The sequence below is a fragment of the Microbacterium sp. FG3 genome, from assembly GCF_057809335.1.
Map to the genome: position 1 here is coordinate 1 of NZ_JBMDJT010000003.1, position 25,112 is coordinate 25,112.

18 protein-coding genes are annotated in these 25,112 nt (G+C 72.2%); 9 read left to right on the forward strand and 9 right to left on the reverse strand.

Annotated elements, in window-relative coordinates; all coding sequences use genetic code 11:
- Window positions 1–131: 131 nt before the first annotated feature.
- The 3 genes from ACODR5_RS01515 to hrpA form a co-directional block, all read right to left on the reverse strand.
- Window positions 132–2,348, reverse strand: a complete 2,217-nt coding sequence (locus tag ACODR5_RS01515) for an NADP-dependent isocitrate dehydrogenase (RefSeq protein ID WP_488982507.1) — start codon at window positions 2,346–2,348, stop codon at window positions 132–134.
- Window positions 2,349–2,485: 137 nt separating this feature from the next.
- Window positions 2,486–3,313 (reverse strand): sulfurtransferase, encoded by an 828-nt coding sequence (locus ACODR5_RS01520; RefSeq protein ID WP_488982508.1) that lies wholly within the window; start codon window positions 3,311–3,313, stop codon window positions 2,486–2,488.
- A gap of 31 nt (window positions 3,314–3,344) precedes the next feature.
- The gene (hrpA, locus tag ACODR5_RS01525) at window positions 3,345–7,406 is read right to left on the reverse strand and encodes an ATP-dependent RNA helicase HrpA (RefSeq protein WP_488982509.1); all 4,062 of its coding nucleotides are present in this window, start codon (window positions 7,404–7,406) and stop codon (window positions 3,345–3,347) included.
- A gap of 100 nt (window positions 7,407–7,506) precedes the next feature.
- On the opposite strand from hrpA, the gene ACODR5_RS01530 reads away from it, so the two are divergent.
- Both ACODR5_RS01530 and ACODR5_RS01535 read left to right on the forward strand, forming a co-directional pair.
- Window positions 7,507–8,799 (forward strand): glycosyltransferase, encoded by a 1,293-nt coding sequence (locus ACODR5_RS01530; protein WP_488982510.1) that lies wholly within the window; start codon window positions 7,507–7,509, stop codon window positions 8,797–8,799.
- A gap of 61 nt (window positions 8,800–8,860) precedes the next feature.
- Complete coding sequence (locus tag ACODR5_RS01535) at window positions 8,861–9,697, forward strand: aldo/keto reductase (RefSeq protein ID WP_449853649.1); 837 nt, start codon at window positions 8,861–8,863, stop codon at window positions 9,695–9,697.
- Between the two features lie 62 nt (window positions 9,698–9,759).
- On the opposite strand, the gene ACODR5_RS01540 is transcribed toward ACODR5_RS01535, so the two are convergent.
- The 5 genes from ACODR5_RS01540 to phnD form a co-directional block, all read right to left on the reverse strand.
- Window positions 9,760–11,265, reverse strand: a complete 1,506-nt coding sequence (locus ACODR5_RS01540) for a dolichyl-phosphate-mannose--protein mannosyltransferase (RefSeq protein WP_488982511.1) — start codon at window positions 11,263–11,265, stop codon at window positions 9,760–9,762.
- A gap of 37 nt (window positions 11,266–11,302) precedes the next feature.
- The gene (gene phnE, locus ACODR5_RS01545) at window positions 11,303–12,178 is read right to left on the reverse strand and encodes a phosphonate ABC transporter, permease protein PhnE (RefSeq protein WP_488982512.1); all 876 of its coding nucleotides are present in this window, start codon (window positions 12,176–12,178) and stop codon (window positions 11,303–11,305) included.
- On the reverse strand, window positions 12,175–12,975 hold the full coding sequence (gene phnE, locus ACODR5_RS01550) for a phosphonate ABC transporter, permease protein PhnE (protein WP_460816753.1): 801 nt from the start codon (window positions 12,973–12,975) through the stop codon (window positions 12,175–12,177). Before phnE (ACODR5_RS01550) ends, phnE (ACODR5_RS01545) begins: the two co-directional genes overlap by 4 nt.
- Window positions 12,972–13,772 carry a phosphonate ABC transporter ATP-binding protein gene (gene phnC / locus ACODR5_RS01555; RefSeq protein ID WP_460816752.1) on the reverse strand — a complete coding sequence of 267 codons (801 nt, stop codon included), beginning with the start codon at window positions 13,770–13,772 and terminating at the stop codon, window positions 12,972–12,974. The genes phnE (ACODR5_RS01550) and phnC overlap by 4 nt, the downstream gene beginning before the upstream one ends.
- Window positions 13,773–13,849: 77 nt before the next feature.
- The gene (phnD, locus tag ACODR5_RS01560; RefSeq protein WP_460816750.1) at window positions 13,850–14,869 is read right to left on the reverse strand and encodes a phosphate/phosphite/phosphonate ABC transporter substrate-binding protein; all 1,020 of its coding nucleotides are present in this window, start codon (window positions 14,867–14,869) and stop codon (window positions 13,850–13,852) included.
- A gap of 209 nt (window positions 14,870–15,078) precedes the next feature.
- Here phnD and rsmI point away from each other — a divergent pair, with 209 nt between their 5' ends.
- From rsmI to ACODR5_RS01585, 5 genes are all read left to right on the forward strand, one after another.
- Complete coding sequence (gene rsmI / locus ACODR5_RS01565; protein WP_488982513.1) at window positions 15,079–15,894, forward strand: 16S rRNA (cytidine(1402)-2'-O)-methyltransferase; 816 nt, start codon at window positions 15,079–15,081, stop codon at window positions 15,892–15,894.
- Between the two features lie 86 nt (window positions 15,895–15,980).
- The gene (gene metG, locus ACODR5_RS01570) at window positions 15,981–17,555 is read left to right on the forward strand and encodes a methionine--tRNA ligase (protein ID WP_488982514.1); all 1,575 of its coding nucleotides are present in this window, start codon (window positions 15,981–15,983) and stop codon (window positions 17,553–17,555) included.
- A 38-nt stretch (window positions 17,556–17,593) separates the two neighbouring features.
- Window positions 17,594–18,466 (forward strand): TatD family hydrolase, encoded by an 873-nt coding sequence (locus ACODR5_RS01575; RefSeq protein WP_488982576.1) that lies wholly within the window; start codon window positions 17,594–17,596, stop codon window positions 18,464–18,466.
- A gap of 63 nt (window positions 18,467–18,529) precedes the next feature.
- A complete protein-coding gene (locus ACODR5_RS01580) occupies window positions 18,530–18,892 on the forward strand; it encodes an ArsR/SmtB family transcription factor (protein ID WP_488982515.1) in 363 nt (120 codons plus the stop codon).
- A complete protein-coding gene (locus tag ACODR5_RS01585) occupies window positions 18,892–19,830 on the forward strand; it encodes a cation diffusion facilitator family transporter (RefSeq protein WP_460816745.1) in 939 nt (312 codons plus the stop codon). Before ACODR5_RS01580 ends, ACODR5_RS01585 begins: the two co-directional genes overlap by 1 nt.
- A gap of 14 nt (window positions 19,831–19,844) precedes the next feature.
- On the opposite strand, the gene ACODR5_RS01590 is transcribed toward ACODR5_RS01585, so the two are convergent.
- Entirely contained in the window at window positions 19,845–21,419 is a 1,575-nt protein-coding gene (locus ACODR5_RS01590) for an ABC-F family ATP-binding cassette domain-containing protein (RefSeq protein WP_488982516.1), read from the reverse strand.
- Window positions 21,420–21,673: 254 nt separating this feature from the next.
- On the opposite strand from ACODR5_RS01590, the gene ACODR5_RS01595 reads away from it, so the two are divergent.
- Entirely contained in the window at window positions 21,674–24,181 is a 2,508-nt protein-coding gene (locus ACODR5_RS01595; protein ID WP_488982517.1) for a DEAD/DEAH box helicase, read from the forward strand.
- A gap of 57 nt (window positions 24,182–24,238) precedes the next feature.
- The gene (gene rsmA / locus ACODR5_RS01600) at window positions 24,239–25,081 is read left to right on the forward strand and encodes a 16S rRNA (adenine(1518)-N(6)/adenine(1519)-N(6))-dimethyltransferase RsmA (RefSeq protein ID WP_488982518.1); all 843 of its coding nucleotides are present in this window, start codon (window positions 24,239–24,241) and stop codon (window positions 25,079–25,081) included.
- Window positions 25,082–25,112 lie beyond the last annotated feature (31 nt).

Below are 25,112 nucleotides of genomic sequence, written 5' to 3' on the forward strand. Positions count from 1 at the left end.
CAGCATGCGCCCGCCCCGCGGCGCGCAGCGCCGCCTCGCTCTCGCGGGAGCGAGAGCGCGAGCACGCGAGCGGCACCGCGAAGCGGTGCCCGAGCGGCGCAGACGCTTCTAAAAAGAAAGCGCGGCGCAGATCAAGAAAAGAAACCGTCGATCGCCGCATTCAGCGTGGCCGACGGGCGCATCACGGCCGCCGTCTTCGCCGCGTCGGGGCGGTAGTAGCCGCCGATGTCGGCGGGCGTGCCCTGGACCGCGATCAGCTCCTCGACGATCGTCTGCTCCTCGGCGGCGAGCTTCTCGGCCAGCGGGGCGAACGCCGCCGCCAGCTCGGCGTCGGCCGTCTGCTGCGCGAGCTCCTGCGCCCAGTACAGGGCGAGGTAGAAGTGCGAGCCGCGGTTGTCGATCGTGCCCAGCTTGCGGCCGGGGGAGCGGTCGTTCTCGAGGAACGAGGCGGTGGCGGCGTCGAGCGTGTCGGCGAGCACCTGTGCCTTCGCGTTGTCCTCGGTCTGGGCGAGGTGCTCGAACGAGGCCGCCAGCGCGAAGAACTCGCCCAGCGAGTCCCAGCGCAGGTAGTTCTCCTCCACGAGCTGCTGCACGTGCTTGGGGGCCGATCCGCCGGCGCCCGTCTCGAACAGGCCGCCGCCCGCCATGAGCGGGACGATCGAGAGCATCTTCGCCGACGTGCCGACCTCGAGGATCGGGAACAGGTCGGTGTTGTAGTCGCGCAGCACGTTGCCGGTCACCGAGATGGTGTCGAGGCCCTGGCGGATGCGGTCGAGCGAGAACTTCGTCGCCTCCGCCGGCGCCATGATGCGGATGTCGAGGCCCTCGGTGTCGAACTCGGGCAGGTAGGCGTTCACCTTGGCGATGAGGTTGGCGTCGTGGGCGCGCTTCTCGTCCAGCCAGAACACCGCGGGGGTGTTCGACAGGCGGGCGCGGGTGACGGCGAGCTTGACCCAGTCCTTGATCGGGGCGTCCTTGGTCTGGCAGGCGCGCCAGATGTCGCCCGGCTGCACGTCGTGGCTCAGCACGGCCTCGCCGGCGGCGTTGACGACGCGGATGGTGCCGGCCGCGGCGACCTCGAACGTCTTGTCGTGCGAGCCGTACTCCTCGGCCTTCTGGGCCATGAGGCCCACGTTCGGCACGGTGCCCATCGTCGTCGGGTCGAGCGCGCCGTTGGCCTTGCAGTCGTCGATCACCGTCTGGTAGACGCCGGCGTACGACGAGTCGGGGATGACGGCGAGGGTGTCGGCCTCCTTGCCGTCCGGGCCCCACATGTGCCCGCCGATCCGGATCATCGCCGGCATCGAGGCGTCGACGATCACGTCGCTCGGCACGTGCAGGTTGGTGATGCCCTTGTCGCTGTTCACCATCGCGAGCGCCGGGCCCTCGGCCAGCTGTGCGTCGAAGGCGGCGCGGATCTCGGCGCCGTTCGGCAGCTGCTCGAGGCCCGCGTAGATCGCGCCGAGGCCGTCGTTGGCCGACAGGCCCGCGGCCTCGAGATCGGCGCCGTAGGTCTCGAACACCGGCGCGAAGTAGGCGCGCACGATGTGGCCGAACAGGATCGGGTCGCTGACCTTCATCATCGTGGCCTTGAGGTGCGCCGAGTACAGCACGCCCTCCTCCTTGGCCTGGCGCACGGTCTCGGCGAGGAACGCGTCGAGGGCCGCGGCGCTCATGAAGGTCGCGTCGACGACCTCGCCCTCGAGCACGGGCAGCTTCTCCTTGAGCACCGTGACGGTGCCGTCCTCGGCCACGTGCTCGATGCGCAGCGTGTCGTCGGCGGGGGAGACGTACGACTTCTCGTTCGAGGCGAAGTCGTCGTGGCCCATGGTCGCCACGCGCGTCTTCGAGTCGGCGCTCCACGCGCCCATCGAGTGCGGGTGCGCCTTGGCGTAGGCCTTCACGGCGCCGGGGGCGCGGCGGTCGCTGTTGCCCTGGCGCAGCACCGGGTTCACGGCCGAGCCCTTGACCTTGTCGTAGCGGGCCGCGATGTCCTTCTCCTCGGCGGTCTGCGGGTCCTCCGGCAGGTCCGGCACGTCGTAGCCCTGCGCCTGCAGCTCGGCGATCGCGGCCTTCAGCTGCGGGACCGATGCCGAGATGTTCGGGAGCTTGATGATGTTGGCCGTGGGCTCGAGCGCGAGCTCGCCCAGCTCGGCCAGAGCGTCGCCGATCCGCTGCTCCTCGGTGAGGCGCTCGGGGAACTGCGCGATGATGCGGCCCGCGAGGGAGATGTCGCGGGTCTCGAACTCCACCCCCGCCTTCGCCGCGTACGCCGAGATGATCGGCAGCAGCGAGTACGTCGCCAGCAGCGGCGCCTCGTCGGTGTGGGTGTAGATGATCTTCGACATGCGGTGGCGCTCCAGTGATCGGGGATGTGCCGGGAAACTATCTCGATATCAAGATACCTGAGGCGGGTCGCGGGACCCGACGTCCATCCTCCCGGCTGGCCGCCCGGCGGGCAACTCGCGGCGCCGCCGCGTGGGGCTCAGGCGTCGCCGGTGGCGACGGGGCGGCCGGGCGTGTTCGACCACTGCGACCACGAGCCCGGGTACAGGGCGGGTCGCAGGCCCGCGAGCGTGGCGGCGACGAAGGCGTGCGAGGCGCTCACGCCCGAGCCGCAGTAGAGACCCACCTCATCGCCCGCGCCCACGCCGGCGAACCGGGCGCGGAGCTCGTCGGCGGGCAGGAAGCGGCCGTCCTCGTCCGCGAGCGTGGCGGTGGGCAGGTTGCGGGCGCCGGGGATGTGGCCGGCGACCGGATCGATGGGCTCGGTCTCGCCGCGGAAGCGCTCGGGCGCGCGCACGTCGAGCAGGGTGCCGGATCGGCCGAGCTCGGCCGCCTCGTCGATCGTGAGGCGCGGCAGGCGGCCGGAGCCGAGCGTGATCGATCCCGGTTCGGGGGCGCTCGGCCGCGTCTCGAGCGGGTGGCCTGCGCGCGTCCAGGCGGACAGGGCGCCGTCGAGGATCCGCACGTCCACGCCCGCGTCGGCGAGCATCCACCACGCGCGCGCGGCCGCCATGGAGCGGGCGTCGTCGTAGACGACGACCTCGTCGCCGTCGTGCAGCCCCCAGCGCCGCGCGGCCGCCTGCAGCGCGGCGGGCTCGGGCAGCGGGTGGCGGCCGTCGGAGGGCGCGCCGTGCGCCGACAGCTCGCTCTCGAGGTCGACGTAGACCGCGCCGGGGAGGTGACCGGCCTCGAAGGCGGGGCGGCCGTCGGGGGCGTCGAGCCACCACCGCACGTCGAGCACCCGCAGGCGGGGGTCGCGCCCGATCCGCGCGGCCAGCTCGTCGACGGTGATCAGGATGTCGGCCATGACCCCACGATAGGCGCTCGCGCAGGCCGGGTCAGGCCTCCAGGGCCTTCTGCACGCGCTGCACCGAGACGGCTTCGGCCGTGCCGAGGCGCTGGGCGAACAGGCTCACGCGCAGCTCCTCGAGCAGCCAGCGGGCCGTGACGAGCCGGGCGGGCGCGTCGGCGGGGAGCGGGATGGCGCCGCCCGCCTCGGCGAAGGCGGCCGCCGCGCGCTCGTACTCGGTCATCCAGGCGCGATCGCGCCCCGGATTGTCGGGCAGCTGCTCGAGCCGGATGCGCGCGCCCTCGAGGTAGCGCGGCAGGTGCCGCAGCCGGTCGACGCCGGTGGCGAGCACGAATCCGGGATGGACGAGGCCCGCCAGCTGCCCGCGCACGTCGTTCAGCGCACCGAGCAGCGTCATGGAGTTCGCGCGCTTCATGGCCTTCTCGACCTCGCGGGCGGCCGTGAGGATGCGCGCGACGAGCGAGACCGTCGCGAGCACGTCGTCGACCGATCCGCGGCTCACCTCATCGCGCGCCGCCTCGAACTGCGCGCGCGTGCGCACCGCGCCGTGACGGGCGAGCACGGCGTCGGCCACCGCGGCGCGGCAGTCCTCGATCACGGCGCGCGCCGAGGGGTAGGGCGACGCCGCGAGCGCGAGCTTCTCGTTCGCCGTGAGGTGGTCCTGGATGTACGACACGGGGCTCGGCACCTGCAGCAGCACGAGTCGCCGCACGCCCGCGCGGCTCGCGCGCCGTGCGTCCTCGGCCGTCGCCTCGACGCGGATCGCGACCGCGTCCTTCGCGTCCACGAGCGCCGGATAGCCGCGCACCACGCCGCCGGCGACCCTCGTGTCGACGACCTCGGGAAGATCGCCGAGATCCCAGTCGGTGATCCCGCTGCGCTCGATCGACGCGTGCACCGTCGTGGCCTGCGCCACGCGATCCGCGCCCTTCGCGGCCCGCTGGCCCGCCCGATCCAGCTGGCGCGCCACGCTGTCGCGCGCCTTGCCCGCCAGGCGCGCCTTCAGCTCCTCGAGGTCGCGGTCCGAACCCACCGCGCGGCCGCGGGCGTCGACGGCGCGGAACGACATGCGCAGGTGCTCGGGCACGCGGTCGAGCTCGAAGTCCGCCGCCGTGACGGGCTGGTTCGCCTGGCGCTGCACGAGCCGCGCGAGGGCGTCCGCGAGCGGCAGCGGCGGCCGGCCGGCGTGGTCCTCGGGGCCCTGGCCGTCGAGCTCCGCCGAGAACTTCGCGGCCCAGTCGGCCGCGGGCACGACGTGGCGGCGCATCGCCTTCGGCAGCGCCTTGAGCATGGCCGTGATGAGCTCGTCGCGCATGCCGGGCACCTGCCAGTCGAAGCCGGCGGACTCGACCTGTGCCAGCAGCGGCAGCGGGATCACGACCGTCACGCCGTCGTCCGGCGCGCCCGGCTCGAAGCGGTAGGCGAGCGCCAGCGTCTGATCGCCCTGCGTCCACCTGGTGGGGAAGTCGCGCGCGTCGGCCGTGGCCGCGCTGTCGACGAGATCCTCCTCGCGCATCGTGAGCAGCTTCGGCTGGCGCGTCAGACCCTCGCGCCACCACGCCTCGAAGGAGCGCACGTCGAACACGTCCTGCGGGATCCGCGCGTCGTAGAAGGCGAACACCGCCTCGTCGCCGGCCAGGATGTCGCGGCGGCGCTCGCGCTCCTCGAGCTTCTCGAGGCGGCGCCGCAGCTCGGCGTTCTGACGCAGGAACTGGGTGACCTTCTGGGGCAGCGCCGACGGGTCCCAGTCGCCCTCGACGAGGGCGTGCCGCAGGAACAGCTCGCGCGCCGCAGGTCGGTCGACGCGGGCGAACTGGATGCGCCGGCGCGGCACGATCTCGACGCCGTAGAGCGTGACCTTCTCGTACGCGACGGCGGCGCCGGCGTCCTTCGACCAGTGCGGCTCGCTCACCTGCCGCTTGGCGAGGTCGCCGGCGAGCGGCTCGGCCCAGGACGGATCGATGCGGGCGACCGTGCGCGCGAAGAGGCGCGAGGTCTCGACGAGCTCGGCCGCCATGACGGCCTGCGGCCGCTGCTTGCGCAGCGCCGAGCCGGGGAAGATCGAGAAGCGGATGCCGCGCGCGCCGCGGTACTCGGCCGGGGCAGGCCGGCCGCGGCCCGCGGGCTTCGCGTCCCGGGTGTCGAGCGTGCCGATCTGCGACAGCAGGCCCGCGAGCAGGGCCTTGTGAATGGCCTCGCCCTGGGGGTGGCCGGTTTCGGGACCGTTCCTTTCAGAAGCGTCTCGCACGCCTCGGGCGGCGCTTCGCGCTGCGGGGTCGCTTCGCTCCACGCGCGCGCTGCGCGCTCGCACGTCGGCTTCGGCAGCTCGCGCGGAATCGTCGGCTCCATCCGCCCGCTTCGGCTTGGGGAGCATGCCGCGGAGCTGGCGGTGGACGTCGAACCATTCGCGCACGCGCACGTAGTTGAGGAACTCCTGGCGGCACATGCGGCGGAAGGCGCTCGAGCCGAGCTCGCGCTGCTTCTCGCGCAGGTGGTCCCAGAGCTTGAGCAGCCCCAGGAAGTCGCTGGCCGGGTCGGCGAAGCGCGCGTGCGCCTGATCCGCCTGCTCGCGCTGCTCCTCCGGCCGCTCGCGCACGTCCTGGATCGACAGGCCCGCGACGATCGCGAGCACCTCCTCCTGCACGCCCGTGCGGCCGGCCTCCACGAGCATCCGGGCGAAGCGCGGGTCGATCGGCAGGCGCGCGATGTCGCGGCCGATCCGCGTCAGCCGCGGCTCGCCGCGCCCGGGCTGCACCGCACCCAGCTCGACGAGCAGGTCGAGCGCGGCCTTGACGCCGCGCGAGTCGGGCGGGGTGAGGAAAGGGAACTCCGAGATGTCGCCGAAGCCGAGCGAGAGCATCTGCAGGATCACCGAGGCGAGGGAGGTGCGCAGGATCTCGGGCTCGGTGAACTCCGGGCGGCGCGCGAAGTCCTCCTCGGAGTAGAGGCGGATCGCGATGCCGTCGCTCGTGCGCCCGGCGCGCCCGGAGCGCTGCTGCGCGGAGGCCTGCGAGACCGGCTCGATCGGCAGGCGCTGCACCTTGGCCCGGTTCGAGTAGCGCGAGATGCGCGCCGTGCCGGTGTCGACGACGTACTTGATGCCGGGCACGGTGAGCGAGGTCTCGGCGACGTTCGTGGCGAGGACGACGCGGCGCCGCACGCCGGCCACGGTCGAGCGCTCGAACACGCGATGCTGCTCGGCCGCGCTCAGGCGGCCGTAGAGCGGCAGCACCTCGGTGGGGGCGGCCTGGTTCGCGAACGCGCCGCGCACGGCGTCGGCCGCGTCGCGGATCTCGGCCTCGCCGGGCAGGAACACGAGCACGTCGCCCGGCGCCTCGCGATCGAGCTCGCGCAACGCCGCGACGATGCCCGACACCTCGTCCTCCGCTGCATAACGAAGGAGATCCGCATCGGGATCCGCGGGATCCGCCCCGTCCGCGCCCGCGGGAGGGGTCTTCTCCTTCGTTGTGCCGGCTGCGCCCTCGGGCACGAGCGGGCGATAGCGGATCTCCACGGGGTACGTGCGCCCCGAGACCTCGATGATCGGGGCCGGCGTGCCGTCGGGGGCGGCGAAGTGCGCGGCGAAGGACTCGGGATCGATCGTCGCCGACGTGATGACGAGCTTCAGATCGGGGCGCTGGGGCAGGAGCCGCTTGAGGTAGCCGAGCAGGAAGTCGACGTTGAGCGAGCGCTCGTGCGCCTCGTCGACGATGATCGTGTCGTAGCGGCGCAGCAGCCGGTCGCGGTGGATCTCGTTGAGCAGGATGCCGTCGGTCATGAGCGCGATCCGCGTCGCATCCGACACCTGATCCGTGAAGCGCACCTTGTAGCCGACGAGCCCGCCGAGCTCCACCTGCAGCTCCTCGGCCACGCGCTCGGCGATCGTGCGGGCGGCGAGGCGCCGCGGCTGCGTGTGCGCGATCCGCTGCCTGCCCAGCTCGAGGGCGATCTTGGGCAGCTGGGTCGTCTTCCCCGAACCGGTGGCGCCGGCGACGATGACCACCTGGTGCGCGCGCAGCGCGGCGGCGATCTCGTCCCGCGCGGCGCTGACGGGCAGCTCCGGCGGGTAGGAGATGGTGGGCTCGGGCATAGCCCTCCAGTCTATGGCTCGCGCGGCACGCCTCTGGCGTTCAACGGACGTTCCTGGTTCCGTAACACGCATGACGCATTCGAAGCCGCAGACTGGCGCGATGACCCGTCGACTCGTCATCGTCGTCCGTGCCGATCCCGTCATCTGCGGGCACTCCGGCGAAGCCCGCAACCTCGCCGAGGCGGCGCTGCTGCGCGGGTTCGACGACGTGCGCATCGTGACCTGGCCGATCGAGCGGCTGCAGGCGGCGGGCCTGCCGCTGAAGCCGCTCGAGACCGTGCTGCCGTACAGCGACGGGATCACGGTGGAGCGGCCCGAGCCGGTCGGCGACTACAAGGTGGTCGACGGCCGCTACATCGGCGGGCTCGTCGGGCGCCTCGTCGAGCTGTTCACCGACGGGGTGCCCACCGTCGCGATGTCGCTGTACCTCTCGCCGCACACCACCGCCGTCACCGACGCCGTGGAGGTCGCGCGCCGCACGGGCCTGCCCGTGAACGTCATCACGGTCGCGGAGGCGGTCGGATCGGACATCACCAACGTCGTGCGCCAGTGCATCGAGGCCGATCGCTTCGGCGCGGCCGCGCACGTGCTCGAGTCGTACCTCGCCAGCGACGTGTGCGTGGCCGTGAGCCAGTACACGAAGGACCTCATCGTCGAGGAGGCGCGCCACCTCGACGCGCGGCACGGCACGAACTACGCGGCGCGCTGCGAGGAGCGGGTGGCCATCTCGTACCCCGCGATCAACGCGGCGCTGTTCATCGGGCTGGACCAGGACGAGGTGGACCGCCACCTCGCCCGACGGGGCCTCGAGCGCGACGGCTACGTGTTCTACCTGTCGCGCCTCGCACGGGCCAAGGGCGTCGACGACCTCATCGCCGGCTTCGCCGCGTCGGAGCAGGCCCAGGGCCGCGAGCTGATCATCGCCGGCCGCGGGCCGGAGGAGCAGGAGCTGCGGGAGATCGCCGCGGCCTCGCCCGCCGCCGATCGCATCCGCTTCCTCGTCGACGTGGACGACGCCGAGAAGCCGTTCCTCTTCGCCGGCGCGGCGGCCTACGTGCTGCCGACGAAGCCGCGCCCGGAGTTCGTCGAGACGTTCGGCATCGCGCTCGCCGAGAAGGCGCTCTCGGGCGGCGGGCCGTCGATCACGACCCTGACCGGGGGAGTGGGCGAGGCCGTGGGCGACACCGCGATCATCATCGACGTCGACGCTCCCGACCAGATCGCCGCGGCGATCGACCGCGCGCTCGGCATGGGCGCCGGGGAGCGGGCGGAGTGGGAGGAGCGCGCGCGCGAGCACGCGCTGCAGTTCGACCGCGCGAGCGTGTTCGACGCGCTGTTCGAGCGCGTGACCGCGGTCGAGGCCGAGCGCGAGCGGGTGCGCGCCCTGTCGTGAGCGGGCGCGGAGGCGGCGAGCACCACGCTGCACGCGCGCACGGGGGTCATAGGGTGGAGCCATGACCGTTCCCACCGTGAAGCTCAACTCCGGTTTCGACATCCCCCAGCTCGGCTTCGGCGTCTTCCTCGTGCCGCCGGCCGAGGCCGAGAAGGCCGTCAGCGAGGCGCTCGAGGTCGGCTACCGCCACATCGACACCGCCGCCATCTACAAGAACGAGGAGGGCGTCGGCGCGGCCATCGCGAAGAGCGGCATCCCGCGCGAGGAGCTGTTCATCACGACCAAGCTGTGGAACGACCGCCAGGCGGGCGAGCAGCCGCACGACGCGATCCGCGAGAGCCTCGACAAGCTCGGCCTCGAGTACGTCGACCTGTACCTCACGCACTGGCCCACGCCGCAGCGCGACACCTACTCGAACGCGTGGCAGAAGCTCATCGAGATCCGCGACGCGGGCCTGTCGCGCTCGATCGGCGTCTCGAACCACCTGCCCGAGCACCTCGACCGCCTCGTCAAGGACACCGGCGTCGTGCCGGCCGTCGACCAGATCGAGCTGCACCCGGCGCACCAGCAGTCCGACGTGCTCGCGTGGGGCGAGGCGAACGGCATGCACATCGAGTCGTGGGGTCCGCTGGGTCAGGGCAAGTACCCGCTCTTCGAGAACCCGGCCGTGGCGGCGGCCGCCGAGGCCCACGGCAAGACGCCGGCCCAGGTGGTCATCCGCTGGCACCTGCAGCGCGGATTCATCGTGTTCCCCAAGTCGGTGCGCAAGGAGCGCATGGCCGAGAACTTCGACGTCTTCGGCTTCGAGCTCACCGCCGCCGAGATGGACGCGATCACCGCGATCGACCCGGGCGACGGCTCGGGCCGCGTGGCGACGCACCCGCTCGAGTTCAACTGATCCCTGCGGATCGCACGGGCCGGCTCCCTCGGGGGCCGGCCCTTCGCGTTGCGGTGATCGCGTCAGATCCAGCCGGGCAGCCACATGTGCAGGTACCAGAGCCGGTACGGCTGGAGGATGCCCGTCGACAGCGGCAGGAACCACAGCGCCGACAGGCCGGCGAGCACGAGGAACGCGACCGAGACGACGATCCAGGCCCGGCGCCGGCGGGCGGCATCGAACGACGCGAGGATGCCCTCGTCCGGGGTCGGATCGGGCAGCAGCACCGGCTCGCGCTCCCGGCACAGGTGCTGCACCGCCAGCGCGACCGCCAGGCAGACGAACGGCAGCATCGCGATCGAGTAGAACTGGAACGTCGTGCGCTCGGGGTACAGCAGCCACGGCAGCCACGTGACGGCCACGCCCACGAGCGGCACGGCGAAGCGGATGCGGCGCGTGCGCACGAGCGCGACGGCCAGGAAGACGAGCGCCGCGATGCCGGCGTACCACGCGATGGGGTTCGGCAGGCTCGTGATCACCGCCAGGCAGTCGTCGCTGCCGAGGCACGAGGCGTGGCCGACGTCGGGCCGATCCGTCCACATCGCCGTGGGGCGCAGCAGCAGCGGCCACTCCCAGCCGGGGCTCGCGTACGGATGGCCCGCGCTCAGCCCCACGTGGAAGCCGTAGACGGCGCGGTGGTAGTTCCACAGCGCGACGAGGGGGTTCGCGTCGGATTGACGGTCGTAGCCGCCCGCGGTGACGAGCCACCCGGTCCACGACGCGAGATAGGTCAGCGCCGCGACGGGCACGAGCAGCAGGAACGACGCCGGCCCCTGCCGCACGATCGCCGAGGGCAGCCAGCCCTCGATCCGCGCCCGGCGCCGGTCGATCGCGTCGCGCGCGACGAGCCACAGGCCGAGCCCCGCAAGCGCGTAGAGCCCCGACCACTTCACCGCCGTCGCGGCGCCGAGGGCGATGCCGGCGGCGAGCACCCACGGCCGGCGCCACATCACGGGCCCCAGTGCCGTGCCGCGCGCGGATGCGAGGCGGCGCCGCGCGCCCTCGTGGTCGATCACGAGGAACAGCACGGCGAGCAGGATGAACAGGGCGAGGAAGCCGTCGAGCATCGCGACGCGGCTCATCGCGATCCCGAGCCCGTCGACCGCCAGCAGGCCGCCCGCGATCGCTCCGACGGCCACGGATCCGGAGATCCGCCGCCCGATCGCGTACAGCACGACGGCCGTCGCGACGCCCGCCAGCGCGACCGCGATGCGCCATCCCGTCGGGTCGCCCGGTCCGAACGCCGCCATCCCGAGCCCGATCAGCCACTTGCCGAGCGGCGGATGGACGACGAACGACGGATCGGTCGTGAAGGACTGCGTGTCGCCGGCGGCGAAGGCCGCGTCGATGTCATCGGGCCACTGCGCCTCGTAGCCGAGGTTCCACAGCGACCACGCGTCCTTGACGTAGTAGGTCTCGTCGAACACGAGCTCGCCCGGCCGGCCGAGCGCGATCAGCCGGGGCAGCGCCGCGAGCACCGCGACGAGCAGCGGCGCGAGCCACTCCCACGCGCGCGCCCGGATCCTCACCCGCCCAGCCTAGAGCGCGCGGGCTCGCACCCGCGGGTCAGAACACCTCGCGGTGGGAGAACTGCTCGCGGCCGATGATGCGGTGGCGGACGGCCGCCGAGAGCTGGTCGACGATGATCGTGACGACGACCGTCACGAGCAGCGCGATGCCGGCCCGCGCCCACTCGCGCCCGTTGAAGAGCTGGTCGAACAGGAAGCCGATGCCGCCCAGGCCCAGCATGCCGAGGATGGCGCCGGCGCGGATGTTCACCTCGAAGCGGTAGAGCCAGAACGAGACGATCTCGGGCATCACCTGCGGCAGCATGCCCCAGCGCAGCACCGACAGTCCCGACGCGCCCGTGGCGCGCAGCGCCTCGACCGGGCCGGGCTGCAGGTCCTCCAGTGCCTCGCTCGTGAGCTTGCCGAGCGTGCCCACCGATCCCACGCCGAGGGCGATGGCGCCGGCGGCGGGGTGGAAGCCGAACAGCGGCAGCAGGAAGACGATCGCGAGGATGAACTCGGGGATCGCGCGGATGACGTTCAGAATCGTGCGGCTGATCCACACGAGCCACTGCGGTGCCACGTTGCGCGCGGCGGCGAAGCCGAACGGCACCGACAGCACGGCGCCGATGAGCGTGCCGATCCATGCGATGTAGACCGAGTCGAACATGAAGTCGAACGCGACGGCCCACCACTCGCGATGCGGATCGGCGAACGGGTTCGCCCAGAAGCCCTCGGTGAGCAGGCGGGCGTAGAGGACGACGCGCTCGGGCAGGCCCAGCAGGGCCAGCCAGTCGGCCCGCAGCGCGACGGCGCACACGACGATGACGGCCGCGACCGCGACGAAGGCGATCGTGGCAGGCAGCTTGGACGGCGCCTTCGGGCGCTGCACGGCGCCCGCGGCGCTGGCGGCGGTGTTCACGGCGGCGCTCACATCAGCCTCTTCCGCAGCGACTGGGACACGACGTCGAGCACGATCACGATGACGATGAAGCCGACGACGATCGCCGAGACGTTGTCGTAGTTGAATCGGGCGCGTTCGACATTCAGGGCCTGGCCGATGCCGCCGGCTCCCACCATGCCGATGATCGCCGAGGCGCGCAGGTTGATCTCGAACACATAGAGCACGTACGAGAAGTAGCCGGGCCAGATCTGCGGCAGCACGGCCGTGACGATCCGCTGCATCGTCGAGGCGCCGGAGGCGTCGGCCGCCTCGAGGGGGCCGCGGTCGATGCCGTCGATCGTCTCGCTTGTGAGCTTGGCGATGATGCCCATGTTGAAGATGACGAGGGCGAGCACGCCGGCCAGCGAGCCGATCCCGACCATCGCGACCATGAGGTAGGCCCAGCCGATCTCGGGCAGCGAGCGCAGCACCGAGAGGAACCAGCGCACCACGCGCAGGAACCACGACGAGCGGTTCGAGGTGTGCGAGCCCATGAGCGCGAACGCGAGACCCAGCACGGCGCCGGCGAACGAGGCGATCACGGCCATCAGCAGCGTCTCGATCCACTGCGGCCACACCTTGAGCACGTACGCCCAGTTCGGAGTGAGGTACTGCTGGATGATGCCCCACGAGCGCGGATTGCCCTCGATGAACGGCATGATCGTGAAGTCGATCTGGACGGCCGACCACACCGTCATGGCGACGGCGACGATGCCGACGACGATGAAGAACGGCCTCGGGGCCGGCTTGCGCGGCCGCGCCGAGGTGGGAGCGGCGGGAGCGCTCATGCGCCGTCCGGGAGGTCGATCTGCACGGCCGCCGAGCCGGGCAGCACGTCGTCGGCGCTCAGCGAGCGGCCGTAGATCTGCTCGAAGACGGCGTCGTCGGTCTCGTCCGCGGTGCCGTCGAAGACGACCCTGCCGGCGCGCATGCCGATGATCCGGTCGGCGTACGTGGTGGCGAGGTCGAGGAAGTGCAGGTTCACGACCACCGTGATGCCGAGCTCGCGGTTGATGCGCTGCAGATCGCGCATCACCATGTTGGCGGTGGGCGGATCGAGCGACGCGACGGGCTCGTCGGCCAGGATCACCGACGGCTCCTGCGCCAGCGCCCGCGCGATGGCCACGCGCTGCTGCTGGCCGCCCGAGAGCGCCGAGGCGCGGTTGTAGGCCTTCTCGACGATGCCCACGCGCTCGAGCGCCTGGAACGCCAGCTCGGTGTCGGCCTGGCGCCACCACCCGAACAGGGCGCGCCACCACGGCGTGCCGTGCAGGCGCCCCGTGAGCACGTTGTTCAGCACGGTGGAGCGCGACACGAGGTTGAAGGACTGGAAGATCATGCCCACCCGCGAGCGCAGCTCGCGCAGCCCGCGGTTCGAGGCGCCGTCGACGCGGAAGCCGTCGACCTCGAGCGTGCCGGAGCTCGTGCGCACGATGCCGTTGATGGTGCGGATGAGGGTGGACTTGCCGGCCCCGGACAGGCCCACCACCACGACGAACTGGCCGTCGGGGATCTCGAGGCTCACGCCGTCGAGGCCCTTCGTGCCGGTGGGGTAGGTGACGGAGACGTCGTCGAATCGGATCACGTGTCGCTGCAATCGCCGAGGGTGGGGGTGATGGGTACGAGGGTACGGGCCCCGGCCGCGGCCGGGGCCCGTGAGGATCACTCCTCGCCGAAGTTCGCCTCCACCTGGCGGGCGGCGTCGAGCGCATCGAGATCGGCCTCGACGAGGCCGTCGATGTTGTAGACGGCCTGCAGCACCTCGACGCCCTCCTCGGTGTCGGCGATCGCGAGGAACGCGTCGGTGATCTTCTGCTGCCACTCCTCCGACAGGTCGCTGGAGACCGCGACGCCGTCGTTCGGGATGTTCTCGGACCAGGCGAAGACCGTCAGGTCCTGGCCGATCGTCGGGCGCTCGGCCACGACCTCCTCGCGGGCGTCGTCGAAGCTGACGCCGACCGTGGCGTCGCCATCGTCGACCGCGATGACGGCGTTGGGGTGGCCGCCGGCGAACGTGGCGCCGGTCAGGGCGAACGGGTCGAGGCCGGCGACGTCCTGCAGCTGCGTGGCGGGGTAGTAGTACCCCGAAGCCGAGCCCTCGTCGACGAACGCGATCTTCTCGTCCTGCTCGATGAGCGCGATGGCCTCCTCGCCCTTCGGGCCGGTGACCTCGTCGGCGTCGGTGCCGTTGCAGAAGGTGAAGACGCCGTCCTCGGTCTCCTTCTCGACGATCTCGTCGAGGCAGAAGCGGTCGGTGTCCTTCGTGAACCACTGGGTCACGTAGGTCGACGAGCCGTAGCGCACCGACTGCAGGATCGGCACGGCGCCGGCCTGGTCGGCGGCCTGCACGAGGGCGATCGGGCCGAACATGCCGATGTCGGCCTGGCCCGCCTGCATGGCCGTCACGAGTGCGGCGTAGTCGGTGGTGACCTCGGCGGTGACGGGGATGCCGAGCTCGTCCGAGAGCAGGCCGCCGAGCTCCTCGGCGTCGAGCACGAGCTGGTCGACGTCCTGCGAGGGGACGAGGCCGAGCACGAGCTCGGTGGGCGCCTCGCCCGAGCCGGTGTCGCCGCCATCGCCGGCGGTGTCACCCGACCCGGCGCAGCCGGCCAGGACGAGGGCGAGCGTCGCGGCGCCGGTGAGGGCGAGGGCCGCGCGCTTCGGGAACGTGCTGTGAGTCAAGGTTCTCTTCCTTCGGGACGACGCGCCGTGCGAGCGCGTGCGGGCGGGACGACACCCGAGAAGCGGTGCCATCCCGAAAGTAACGCGCCCGATCCGGTTCGGACAGATCGTTCACGAGGATGTAACCGGATGGTCGACTGGTCCACGGACCGGAGCGGCCGGCGGCCCGGCCTCGCGCGACGGTCCGGCGTTCCCCGTAGCCTGGAGCGGTGATCATCCTCGCGGCGACGCCCATCGGCAACCTCGGGGACGCCTCCCGCCGCCTCATCGAGGTGCTCGAGGCCGCGCCGGTGGTGGCGGCGGAGGACACCCGCACGGCCCAGCGGCTGTTCGCGGCGCTCGGCATCGCGAACCGTCCGCGTCTCGTGGCGCTGCACGACCACAACGAGAAGCAGGTGTCGGCCGAGCTCGTCGAGCGCGCCCGCGAGCAGGATCTCGTGGTGCTCACCGACGCGGGCATGCCGACCGTGAGCGATCCCGGTTACGGCCTCGTCGCCGCGGCGGCCGAGGCGGGCGTGACCGTCACGGCGATCCCGGGACCGAGCGCCGTGCTGACCGCGCTGGCGGTGGCGGGGCTGCCCACCGATCGCTTCACGTTCGAGGGGTTCGTCGCGCGCAAGCCGGGGGAGCGGGCGCGGGCGCTCGCCGCGCTCGCCGCCGAGTCGCGCACGATGGTGTTCTTCGAGGCGCCCACGCGGGTCGCGCAGACCCTCGCCGACATGGCGACCGCCTTCGGCGCCGACCGGCGCGCCGCGGTGTGCCGCGAGCTGACCAAGCTGCACGAGGAGGTGGCGCGCGGCACCCTCGCCGAGCTGACGACGTGGGCCGAGGACGGCGTGCGCGGCGAGGTCGTGATCGTCGTTGCGGGCGCCGCGGCCCGCGAGGTCTCGCCCGACGACGCGCTCGCCCAGGTGCGCGCGCTCGTCGAGGGCGGCACCCGGCTCAAGGACGCCGCCCGCGAGGTGGCCGAGGCGACGGGTCTGTCGTCGCGGGAGCTGTACCAGGCAGCCCTCGCGGCGCGCTGAGCCGGCGCGAAGGTGATCCGCCCATCCGCGGCGCCCGCCGTGGGCGCGGGCGAAATGCGGCGCGGCACCGCAATTAGACTGCTCTGGTGACTTCCGGGCGCTCCTTCTACATCACCACGCCGATCTACTACCCGAGCGATGTGCCCCACATCGGGCACGGGTACACGACGGTGGCGGTGGACGCGCTCGCGCGCTGGCACCGCCAGGCGGGCGACGACACCTGGATGCTCACGGGCACCGACGAGCACGGGCAGAAGATGATGCGCGCCGCGGCCGCGAACGGCGTCACCCCGCAGGAGTGGGTCGACAAGCTCGTGACCGAGGCGTGGTTCCCGCTGCTGCAGACCCTGGACGTCGCCAACGACGACTTCATCCGCACCACGCAGGAGCGCCACGAGACCGCCGCCGCCAAGTTCTGGCAGGCGATCTACGACCGCGGCCACGTGTACGCGGGCGAGTACGAGGCGCTCTACTGCGTGGGTTGCGAGGAGTTCAAGCCCGAGAGCGAGATCGTCGACGGCACGGGGCCCTTCGAGGGCCTGAAGGTGTGCGCGATCCACTCGAAGCCGCTCGAGCTGCTGCACGAGAAGAACTACTTCTTCCGGCTCAGCGAGTTCCAGGACCGCCTGCTCGAGCTGTACCGCGAGCGCCCCGACTTCGTGCAGCCCGAGTCGGCCCGCAACGAGGTGGTCGCGTTCGTGCAGCAGGGGCTCAAGGACCTGTCGATCTCGCGCTCCGCGTTCGACTGGGGCATCCCGATCCCGTGGGACTCGTCGCACGTGCTGTACGTGTGGATCGACGCGCTCCTCAACTACGCCACCGCCGTCGGCTACGGCGCCGACGAGGAGAACTTCGCGCGCCGCTGGCCCGGCTACCACGTGGTGGGCAAGGACATCCTGCGCTTCCACGCCGTCATCTGGCCCGCCATGCTCATGGCGGCGGGGCTGGACGTGCCCAAGGGCGTCTTCGCGCACGGCTGGCTGCTCGTCGGCGGCGAGAAGATGTCGAAGTCCAAGGCCACGGGCATCGCGCCCGAGACGCTCGTCGGCACTTTCGGCAGCGACGCGTTCCGCTTCTACTTCCTCTCGGCCATCGCGTTCGGGCAGGACGGCTCGTTCTCGTGGGAGGACATGGCGGCCCGCTACCAGGCCGAGCTCGCGAACGGCTTCGGCAACCTCGCCTCGCGCACCGTGGCGATGATCGCCAAGTACTTCGACGGATCCGTGCCAGAGCCGGCCGCGTACGCCGAGGCGGACCTGCGGATCCAGCAGATCGTCGCGAAGGCGGCATCCGATGCGGACGCCGCGATCGAGAGGTTCCGGATCGACCAGGCGATCGACGCCATCTGGACGATCGTCGACGAGCTCAACGGCTACATCACCGACAGTGCACCGTGGGCGCTCGCGAAGGACGAGGCCCAGCGCGATCGCCTTGCGACCGTGCTCTACACGTGTGCGGAGGGGCTGCGTGCGCTGGCCGTGCTGCTCTCGCCGATCATGCCGCAGTCCACCGCGAAGCTCTGGACGGCGCTCGGCGCCGAGGCGGCCCTGGGTGAGCTGGCCGCGCAGGACGTCCGCGCCGCGGGCGCGTGGGGCCGGCTGCCCGCCGGCGCCGCCGTGGGCACGCTCGCGCCGCTGTTCCCCCGCATCGAGAGCGAGTGAGGGCAGCGGTGTCGGGCAACGGCGCCGTGGGAGAGGGCGTGCGCGAGACGTACGTCGAGAAGCGGTCGACGAAGGGCCGCAAGGATCTGTCGCACCCCGAGGCGCCCGAGCCGCTCGCGGTGCCGGTGTACGACAACCACTGCCACCTCGAGATCCAGGACGGCGACGATCCGCTCTCGCTCGATGAGCAGCTGGCGCGGGCGCAGGCGGTCGGGATCGCCGGCGTCGTGCAGGCCTCGGGCGACATCGAGTCGTCACGCTGGGCCGTGGCGGCGGCCGAGCGGCATCCGCGCGTGCTCGCCGCCGTGGCGATCCACCCCAACGACGCCCCGGCCTACGCGGCCGCCGGGCGGCTCGACGAGGCGATCGCCGTGATCGACGAGTTGGCGGCGCACCCGCGGGTGCGGGCGATCGGCGAGACCGGCCTGGACTTCTTCCGCACCGACGAGGACGGCCGGCCGGCGCAGCACGCGTCGTTCGAGGCGCACATCGCGCTGGCGAAGAAGCACGGCATCGCGATGCAGATCCACGACCGCGACGCGCACCGCGAGGTGCTCGACACGCTCGCGCGCGTCGGCGCCCCCGAGCGCACGGTGTTCCACTGCTTCTCGGGAGACGCCGACATGGCGCGCGAGGCCGCCGCGCAGGGCTACTACCTGTCGTTCGCGGGCAACACCACGTTCAAGAACGCGCAGAACCTGCGCGACGCTCTGGCCGTGACCCCGCGCGAGCGGATCCTCGTCGAGACCGACGCACCGTTCCTCACGCCCGTGCCCTACCGCGGCCGCCCGAACGCGCCGTACCTCGTGCCGCTCACGATGCGCTTCCTGGCCGCCGAGCTCGGCGCCGACCTCGACGAGCTGTGCGCCCGGGTCGCCGCCAACACCCTCGAGGTCTACGGGGAGTTCTGAGCGGGCGCTCTGGAGTTCATCGCCGATCGGTGTCATCATCGTCATGTGGCGATGATGGATGCGATGCCGCGACGGCTGGACGAGCGGGCGACGGCCGTCTACGCCCACCTGTTCCAGGCGCTCGGCGAGCCCACGCGGCTGGCGGTCCTCCAGCACCTTGCCTGGGGCGAGCACCGGGTGCGCGACCTCGTCGAGCACGTGGGACTGGCCCAGTCCACGGTGAGCAAGCACCTCGCCTTCCTGCTGGAGTGCGGGCTCGTCACCGTCCGCCCCGAGGGGAGGTCGTCCTGGTACGCGCTCTCGGAACCGGCGGCCATCTCCTCGCTGATCTCCGCCGCCGGTGAGCTGCTCGAGGCGACGGGGACGACGGCGGAGCTCTGCGTGCATCTGCGCCGCCCGCGCAACGTGGAGCAGGAGGCGTCGTGATGGGCGGGAAGCACGACCACGCTGGGGACGCAGGCATCGGGCGCGCCGGCGACCACCGCGGGCGACTGTGGATCGCGTTCGCGATCACGGCGTCGATCGTCGTCGCGCAGGCGGTCGGCTCCGTCGTCACGGGCAGCCTCGCCCTGCTGACCGACACCGCCCACGCCGTCGTGGACGCCTCCGGTCTGCTCGTCGCGCTCGTCGCGTCGACGCTCGTGCTGCGGCCGGCGGACGCGCGACGCACATGGGGGTTCCGGCGCATCGAGGTGATCGCGGCGCTGGCACAGGCCACGCTGCTGCTCGGCGTCGGGACCTATGCGGCGATCGAGGGCGTGCGACGTCTGTCCGATCCGCCGGACGTGCCCGGTACGGAGCTGCTGGTCTTCGGCATCGCGGGGCTGGTCGCCAACATCGCCGCCATCGTCATCCTCTCGTCGGCACGCCGCGCGAACGTCAACATGCGGGCAGCGTTCCTCGAGGTGCTGAACGACGCGCTCGGATCCCTCGGTGTCATCGTCGCCGCGATCGTGATCGCGACGACCGGGTTCCGGCAGGCGGATGCGATCGCCGGCCTGCTCATCGCGGCGCTGATCGTGCCGCGGGCTGTCCTCCTCATGCGGGACACCTTCCGCGTCCTCATGGAGTTCACCCCGGAGGGACTCGACCTCGACGAGGTGCGCGCGCACATCCTCGCCCTCGAGCACGTCAGGGATGTGCACGACGTGCATGCCTCCACGGTCGCGACGGGGCTGCCGACGCTGACCGCGCATGTGGTGGTCGAGGACTCGTGCTTCACCGACGGGCACGCCGCCGAGGTGCTGCGCGAGGTGAAGGAGTGCGTCGCCCAGCACTTCGAGGTCTCGGTGCATCACTCGACGTTCCAGGTCGAGACGGGGCACATCCGCGACCACGAAGCGGCCTCGGTCACGCACGCGTGAACGGCTGACCTCCGCTACGGCACGTGCCGGACCTCGCTCAGCACCCCGTCGCGGAGCTCGAGGGTGAGGTCCGGTTCCAGGCGGCGCAGGAACGCGTCGTCGTGGCTCACGACGAGCACCGCTCCGCGGAACGCCCGGAGCGCGTCGAGCAGCTGATCGGCCGTCTCGATGTCGAGGTTGTTCGTCGGCTCGTCCAGGATCAGCAGCTGGGGCGGGGGATCGGCCAGCAGCAGCCGCGCGATGGCCACCCGGAAGCGCTCTCCGCCCGACAGCGACGCGATCGGCCGGTCCGCCGCCGCGCCGCGGATGAGGAACCGCGCGAGCCGGTTGCGCAGCTGCGCCGCCGACACGCCCGGCGCCGCCGCCTGCACGGCGTCGAACGCCGACGCCGCGTCGTCGAGGCCGTCGATCCGCTGCGGCAGGTACGCGACCCGATCGGTGTGCAGTCGCGACGATGCCTCGCCGCGCAGCAGGGCCTCGAGCAGCGACGTCTTGCCCGCCCCGTTCGGCCCGATCACCGCCACGCGCTCGGGGCCCCGAACGATCCACTCGCGCGTGCCATCGGCGAGCGTGACGATACGTCGTCCCGCGGCGACTGCGGGATCGGGGAGGTCCACCTGGATCGACTCATCCTCGCGCACCCGCCGCTCGGCGAGCTCGAGCGCGGCGCGAGCCGACTGCTCCTTCTCGCGCACCTCGCCGCGGAACTTCCCGGCGGACACCTGGGCCTCGCCGGCCTTGAGCTTCATGATGACCTTCGGCCGGCGGAGGTTCTCGTAGTCGGTCTTGGCGTAGCGCTGCCGCCGCGCGATCTTCGTCTCCGCCTCGATCCGCTGGCGCTTCTCCTTCGCGAGGACCTTCCGCGCATCGACCTCGGCCTGTCGCGCGGCCTCCTGTTCCGCCTCCAGCGCGGCCCGCCACTGCGAGTACGGCCCGCCGAACACGCTGAGCCCGCCGTCGTACAGCTCGGCGGTCTCGTCCATCAGCTCGAGCAGGTCGAGGTCGTGCGAGACGACGATCAGCGCCCCGCGCCACGCGCGCACGAGGTCGTACACGCGGGCGCGGGCGTCGCGGTCGAGGTTGTTGGTCGGCTCGTCGAGCAGCGTGATGGCGGCGCCGCGCAGCCGGATGCCGGTGAGCGCCGCGAGCATCGCCTCGCCGCCGGAGAGCTCGCCGATGCGGCGATCGAGCATGCCCGGCGCGAGCCCGGCCTCGGCGAGGGCGGCTTGGGCGCGCGCCTCGATGTCCCAGTCGTCGCCGACCTCGTCGAAGCGCGCGGGGTCGACGTCGCCCGCCTCGATCGCGCGCACGGCGTCGAGTGGCCCGGCCACGCCGAGCAGCTCGGCCACGCGCGCCGCCGTGTCGAGCGTGAGCTGCTGGGGCAGGTAGGCGACGTCGCCGTCGGCGGCGATGCGGCCCGTCGTGGGCGCGAGCTCGCCGGCCGCCAGGCGCAGCAGCGTCGACTTGCCGGCGCCGTTGCGGCCCACGAGGCCGGTGCGCCGGTCGCCGAACGCGCCGCACAGCTCACGCAGGCCGACGGATCCGTCGGGCCAGGTGAAGGAGAGATGGTCGAGGACAAGAGCAGGCATGGGACCTCCCGGGGATCAGAGCAGGGGCGCGCTGATACCGGGCAGGGATGCCTGCGGAGCTCGGAACGAGCATCGACGGATCAGCGCGAGAGGCGCTGCGCGATGCTCCGAAACCGGAGTCGACGATCAGCGCGGATTACGCGAGGACGTCGATGAGCTTCAACGGTTCGTTCCGATCGTCGGGGACAGGTCGCGTCGATTGTACGCGCACGCCCGCGCCGTCCGTCAAGGTCGGGCCTGCGAGGATGGAGGCGATGGATACCTCGCTGCGTGATCGGATCGCCGGCACCGGCAGCGACCCGGACGGACTCTACGACGCCTTCGTCGGCTGGGCGGCCGATGGGGGAGTGACCCTCTACCCGGCACAGGACGAGGCCGTGATCGAGCTCGTCAGCGGCTCGAACGTGATCCTCGCCACCCCGACCGGCACCGGCAAATCGCTCGTCGCGGTCGCGGCGCACGCCGTGAGCACGGCGCGCGGCGGGCGCAGCTACTACACGGCGCCGATCAAGGCCCTCGTGAGCGAGAAGTTCTTCGCCCTCGTCGAGATCTTCGGGGCGGAGAGCGTCGGCATGGTCACGGGGGACTCCTCCGTGAATCCGGACGCGCCCATCGTGTGCTGCACCGCCGAGATCCTCGCGAACATCGCGCTGCGGCGCGGCGCCGAGGCCGAGGTCGACATGGTCGTGATGGACGAGTTCCACTTCTACGGCGACCGCGAGCGGGGCTGGGCGTGGCAGGTGCCGCTCCTGCTGCTGCCGGGCGCGCAGTTCCTGCTGATGTCGGCGACCCTCGGCGACACGACCGCGATCGAGAAGGACCTCACCCGCCGCACCGGCCGCGCCACGACGCTCGTCGCCGGCGCCGAGCGACCCGTGCCGCTGCACTTCTCGTACGAGAAGCGCCCGGCGCACGACGTCGTCGAGCGGCTGCTGGAGGAGTCCGAGGTCCCCGTCTACATCGTCCACTTCTCGCAGGCGGCCGCGATGGAGCGCGCCCAGGCGCTGTCGAGCGTCAAGGTCGTCTCGCGCGAGCAGCGCGACGCGATCGCCGAGGCCATCGGCGACTTCCGGTTCACGACCGCGTTCGGCAAGACGCTCTCGCGGCTCGTGCGCGCCGGGATCGGCGTGCACCACGCCGGCATGCTGCCGCGCTACCGCCGCCTCGTCGAGACCCTCGCCCAGCGCGGCCTGATGCGGGTGATCTGCGGCACCGACACGCTCGGCGTCGGCATCAACGTGCCGATCCGCACCGTGCTCATCACGGCGCTGTCGAAGTTCGACGGCACGCGGATGCGCCGCCTCTCGGCGCGCGAGTTCCACCAGATCGCCGGGCGCGCCGGCCGGGCCGGATACGACCCGTACGGCAACGTGATCGCCCTGGCCCCCGAGCACGAGATCGAGAACGAGCAGGCGCGGCGCAAGGCGGGCGACGACCCCAAGAAGCTCAAGAAGATCACGAGGAAGAAGGCGCCCGACGGCTTCGTGAACTGGAGCGAGGAGACCTTCGAGCGCATCGTGCAGGCGCAGCCCGAGCCGCTGCAGCCGCAGCTGCAGATCACCTCGGCGATGCTCATCAACGTCATCGGCCGCGGCGGCGATGTCCTCGGCAACGTGCGCGCCCTCGTCTTCGACAACCATCAGCCGGCGGCGCAGCGCTATGCGCTCGCGCGCCGGGCCCTGGCGATCTTCCGCACGCTGCGCGAGGCGGGGGTCGTCGAGGTCACGGACCGAGGCGAGATCCGCCTCGTCGTCGAGCTGCAGCCGAACTTCGCCCTCAACCAGCCGCTGTCGCCGTTCGCGCTCGCCGCGATCGACCTGCTCGATCCCGACGATGCGCCGGGCGGCGCCGGCACGGGCCACTACGCGCTCGACGTCGTCAGCGTGATCGAGGCGACCCTGGACGATCCGCGGCAGATCCTGTCGCAGCAGGAGTACCGCGCGCGCGGCGAGGCCGTCGCGGCCATGAAGCGCGAGGGCATGGAGTACGACGAGCGCATGGAGGCGCTCGAGGAGGTCACCTACCCCAAGCCCCTCCAGGAGCTGCTCGAGCAGGCGTACGGGGTGTTCGCGTCGAGCCAGCCGTGGATCCGCGACTTCGCGCTGAAGCCGAAGTCGGTCGTGCGCGACATGTACGAGCGCGCCATGAGCTTCGCGGAGTTCGTGAACTGGTATCAGCTGGGCCGCAGCGAGGGCCTCGTGCTGCGCTACCTCAGCGACGCGTACCGCGCGATCCGCCAGACCGTGCCGGCCGACGCGCGCACCGAGGAGCTCGAGGACATCGTCGCCTGGCTCGGCGAGCTCGTGCGGCAGGTGGACTCGAGCCTCGTCGACGAGTGGGAGTCGCTCGCGGCGGGGGCCGACGCGCGCGACGAGCCCGACGCGCTGCCGCCCGCGCCGCCCTCGCTCGTGGCCAACCGCCGCGCCTTCACGGTGCTCGTGCGCAACGAGCTGTTCCGCCGTGTGCAGCTGGCCGCGCTCCAGCGTGACGAGGAGCTCGCCGAGCTCGATCCGCACATCGACTGGCCCGCGGTGCTCGACGGGTACTACGCCGAGCACGACGAGCTGCTCACCGGCGGCCCCGCGCGCTCGCCCGCGCTGTGTCGGATCGACGACTCCGAGCCGGGCATGTGGCGCGTGGAGCAGACGCTGGACGATCCCGCGCGCGATCACGACTGGCGCATCCGCGCCGAGGTCGATCTCGCGGCCAGCGACGAGCAGGGCGCCGCCGTCGTGCGCGTGACCTGGGCCGGGCGCCTCTGAGCCGCGGCGAGAGGCGAGGCGGGGTGGTTCGACAGGTCCGGATGGGATGATGGCGGGATGACCGTGACGCTGCTCGGCCCGTCGGAGATCCGCACCCTGGCCGCCCGACTCGACGTCACGCCGACGAAGAAGCTGGGGCAGAACTTCGTCGTCGACGCCAACACGGTGCGCCGCATCGTGCAGGTCGCGCGCGTGTCGGCGGAGGACCGCGTGGTCGAGGTCGGCCCCGGGCTCGGATCGCTCACCCTCGCGATCCTCGAGACCGGGGCGTCGGTGACGGCGGTCGAGATCGACCACCGGCTCGCGCGCGAGCTGCCCGCCACCGCGCGCGCCCACGGCGTGCCCGACGGCGCGCTCGCGGTCGTCGACGCCGACGCCCTGCGCGTGACGGAGCTGCCGGGCGACCCGCGCGTGCTCGTGGCCAACCTGCCGTACAACGTCTCGGTGCCCGTGCTGCTGCACTTCATGCAGACCTTCCCCGGCCTCGAGCGCGGCGTCGTGATGGTGCAGGCCGAGGTGGGGGAGCGGCTGGCCGCCCCGCCCGGCAGCAAGGTCTACGGCGCGCCGAGCGCCAAGGCGGCCTGGTACGGGCCGTGGCGGCTGGCGGGCAACGTGTCGCGCCAGGTGTTCTGGCCGGTGCCCAACGTCGACAGCGTGCTCGTCGCGTTCGAGCGCGACCCCGCGCCGCGCGGATCGGAAGCCGAGCGCGAGGCGACGTTCCGCATCGTCGATGCGGCCTTCCAGCAGCGCCGCAAGATGCTGCGGCAGGCGCTCGCCGGCGCGCTGGGCGGATCGGCGGCCGCGGCCTCCGAGGTGCTGGAGCGCGCGGGCGTCGACCCGACCGCGCGCGGCGAGGCGCTGGGCATCGCGGACTTCCACCGCATCGCGCGCGCCCTCTGATCCGCTTCGAACACGCCGTGTGTCGGCGCCG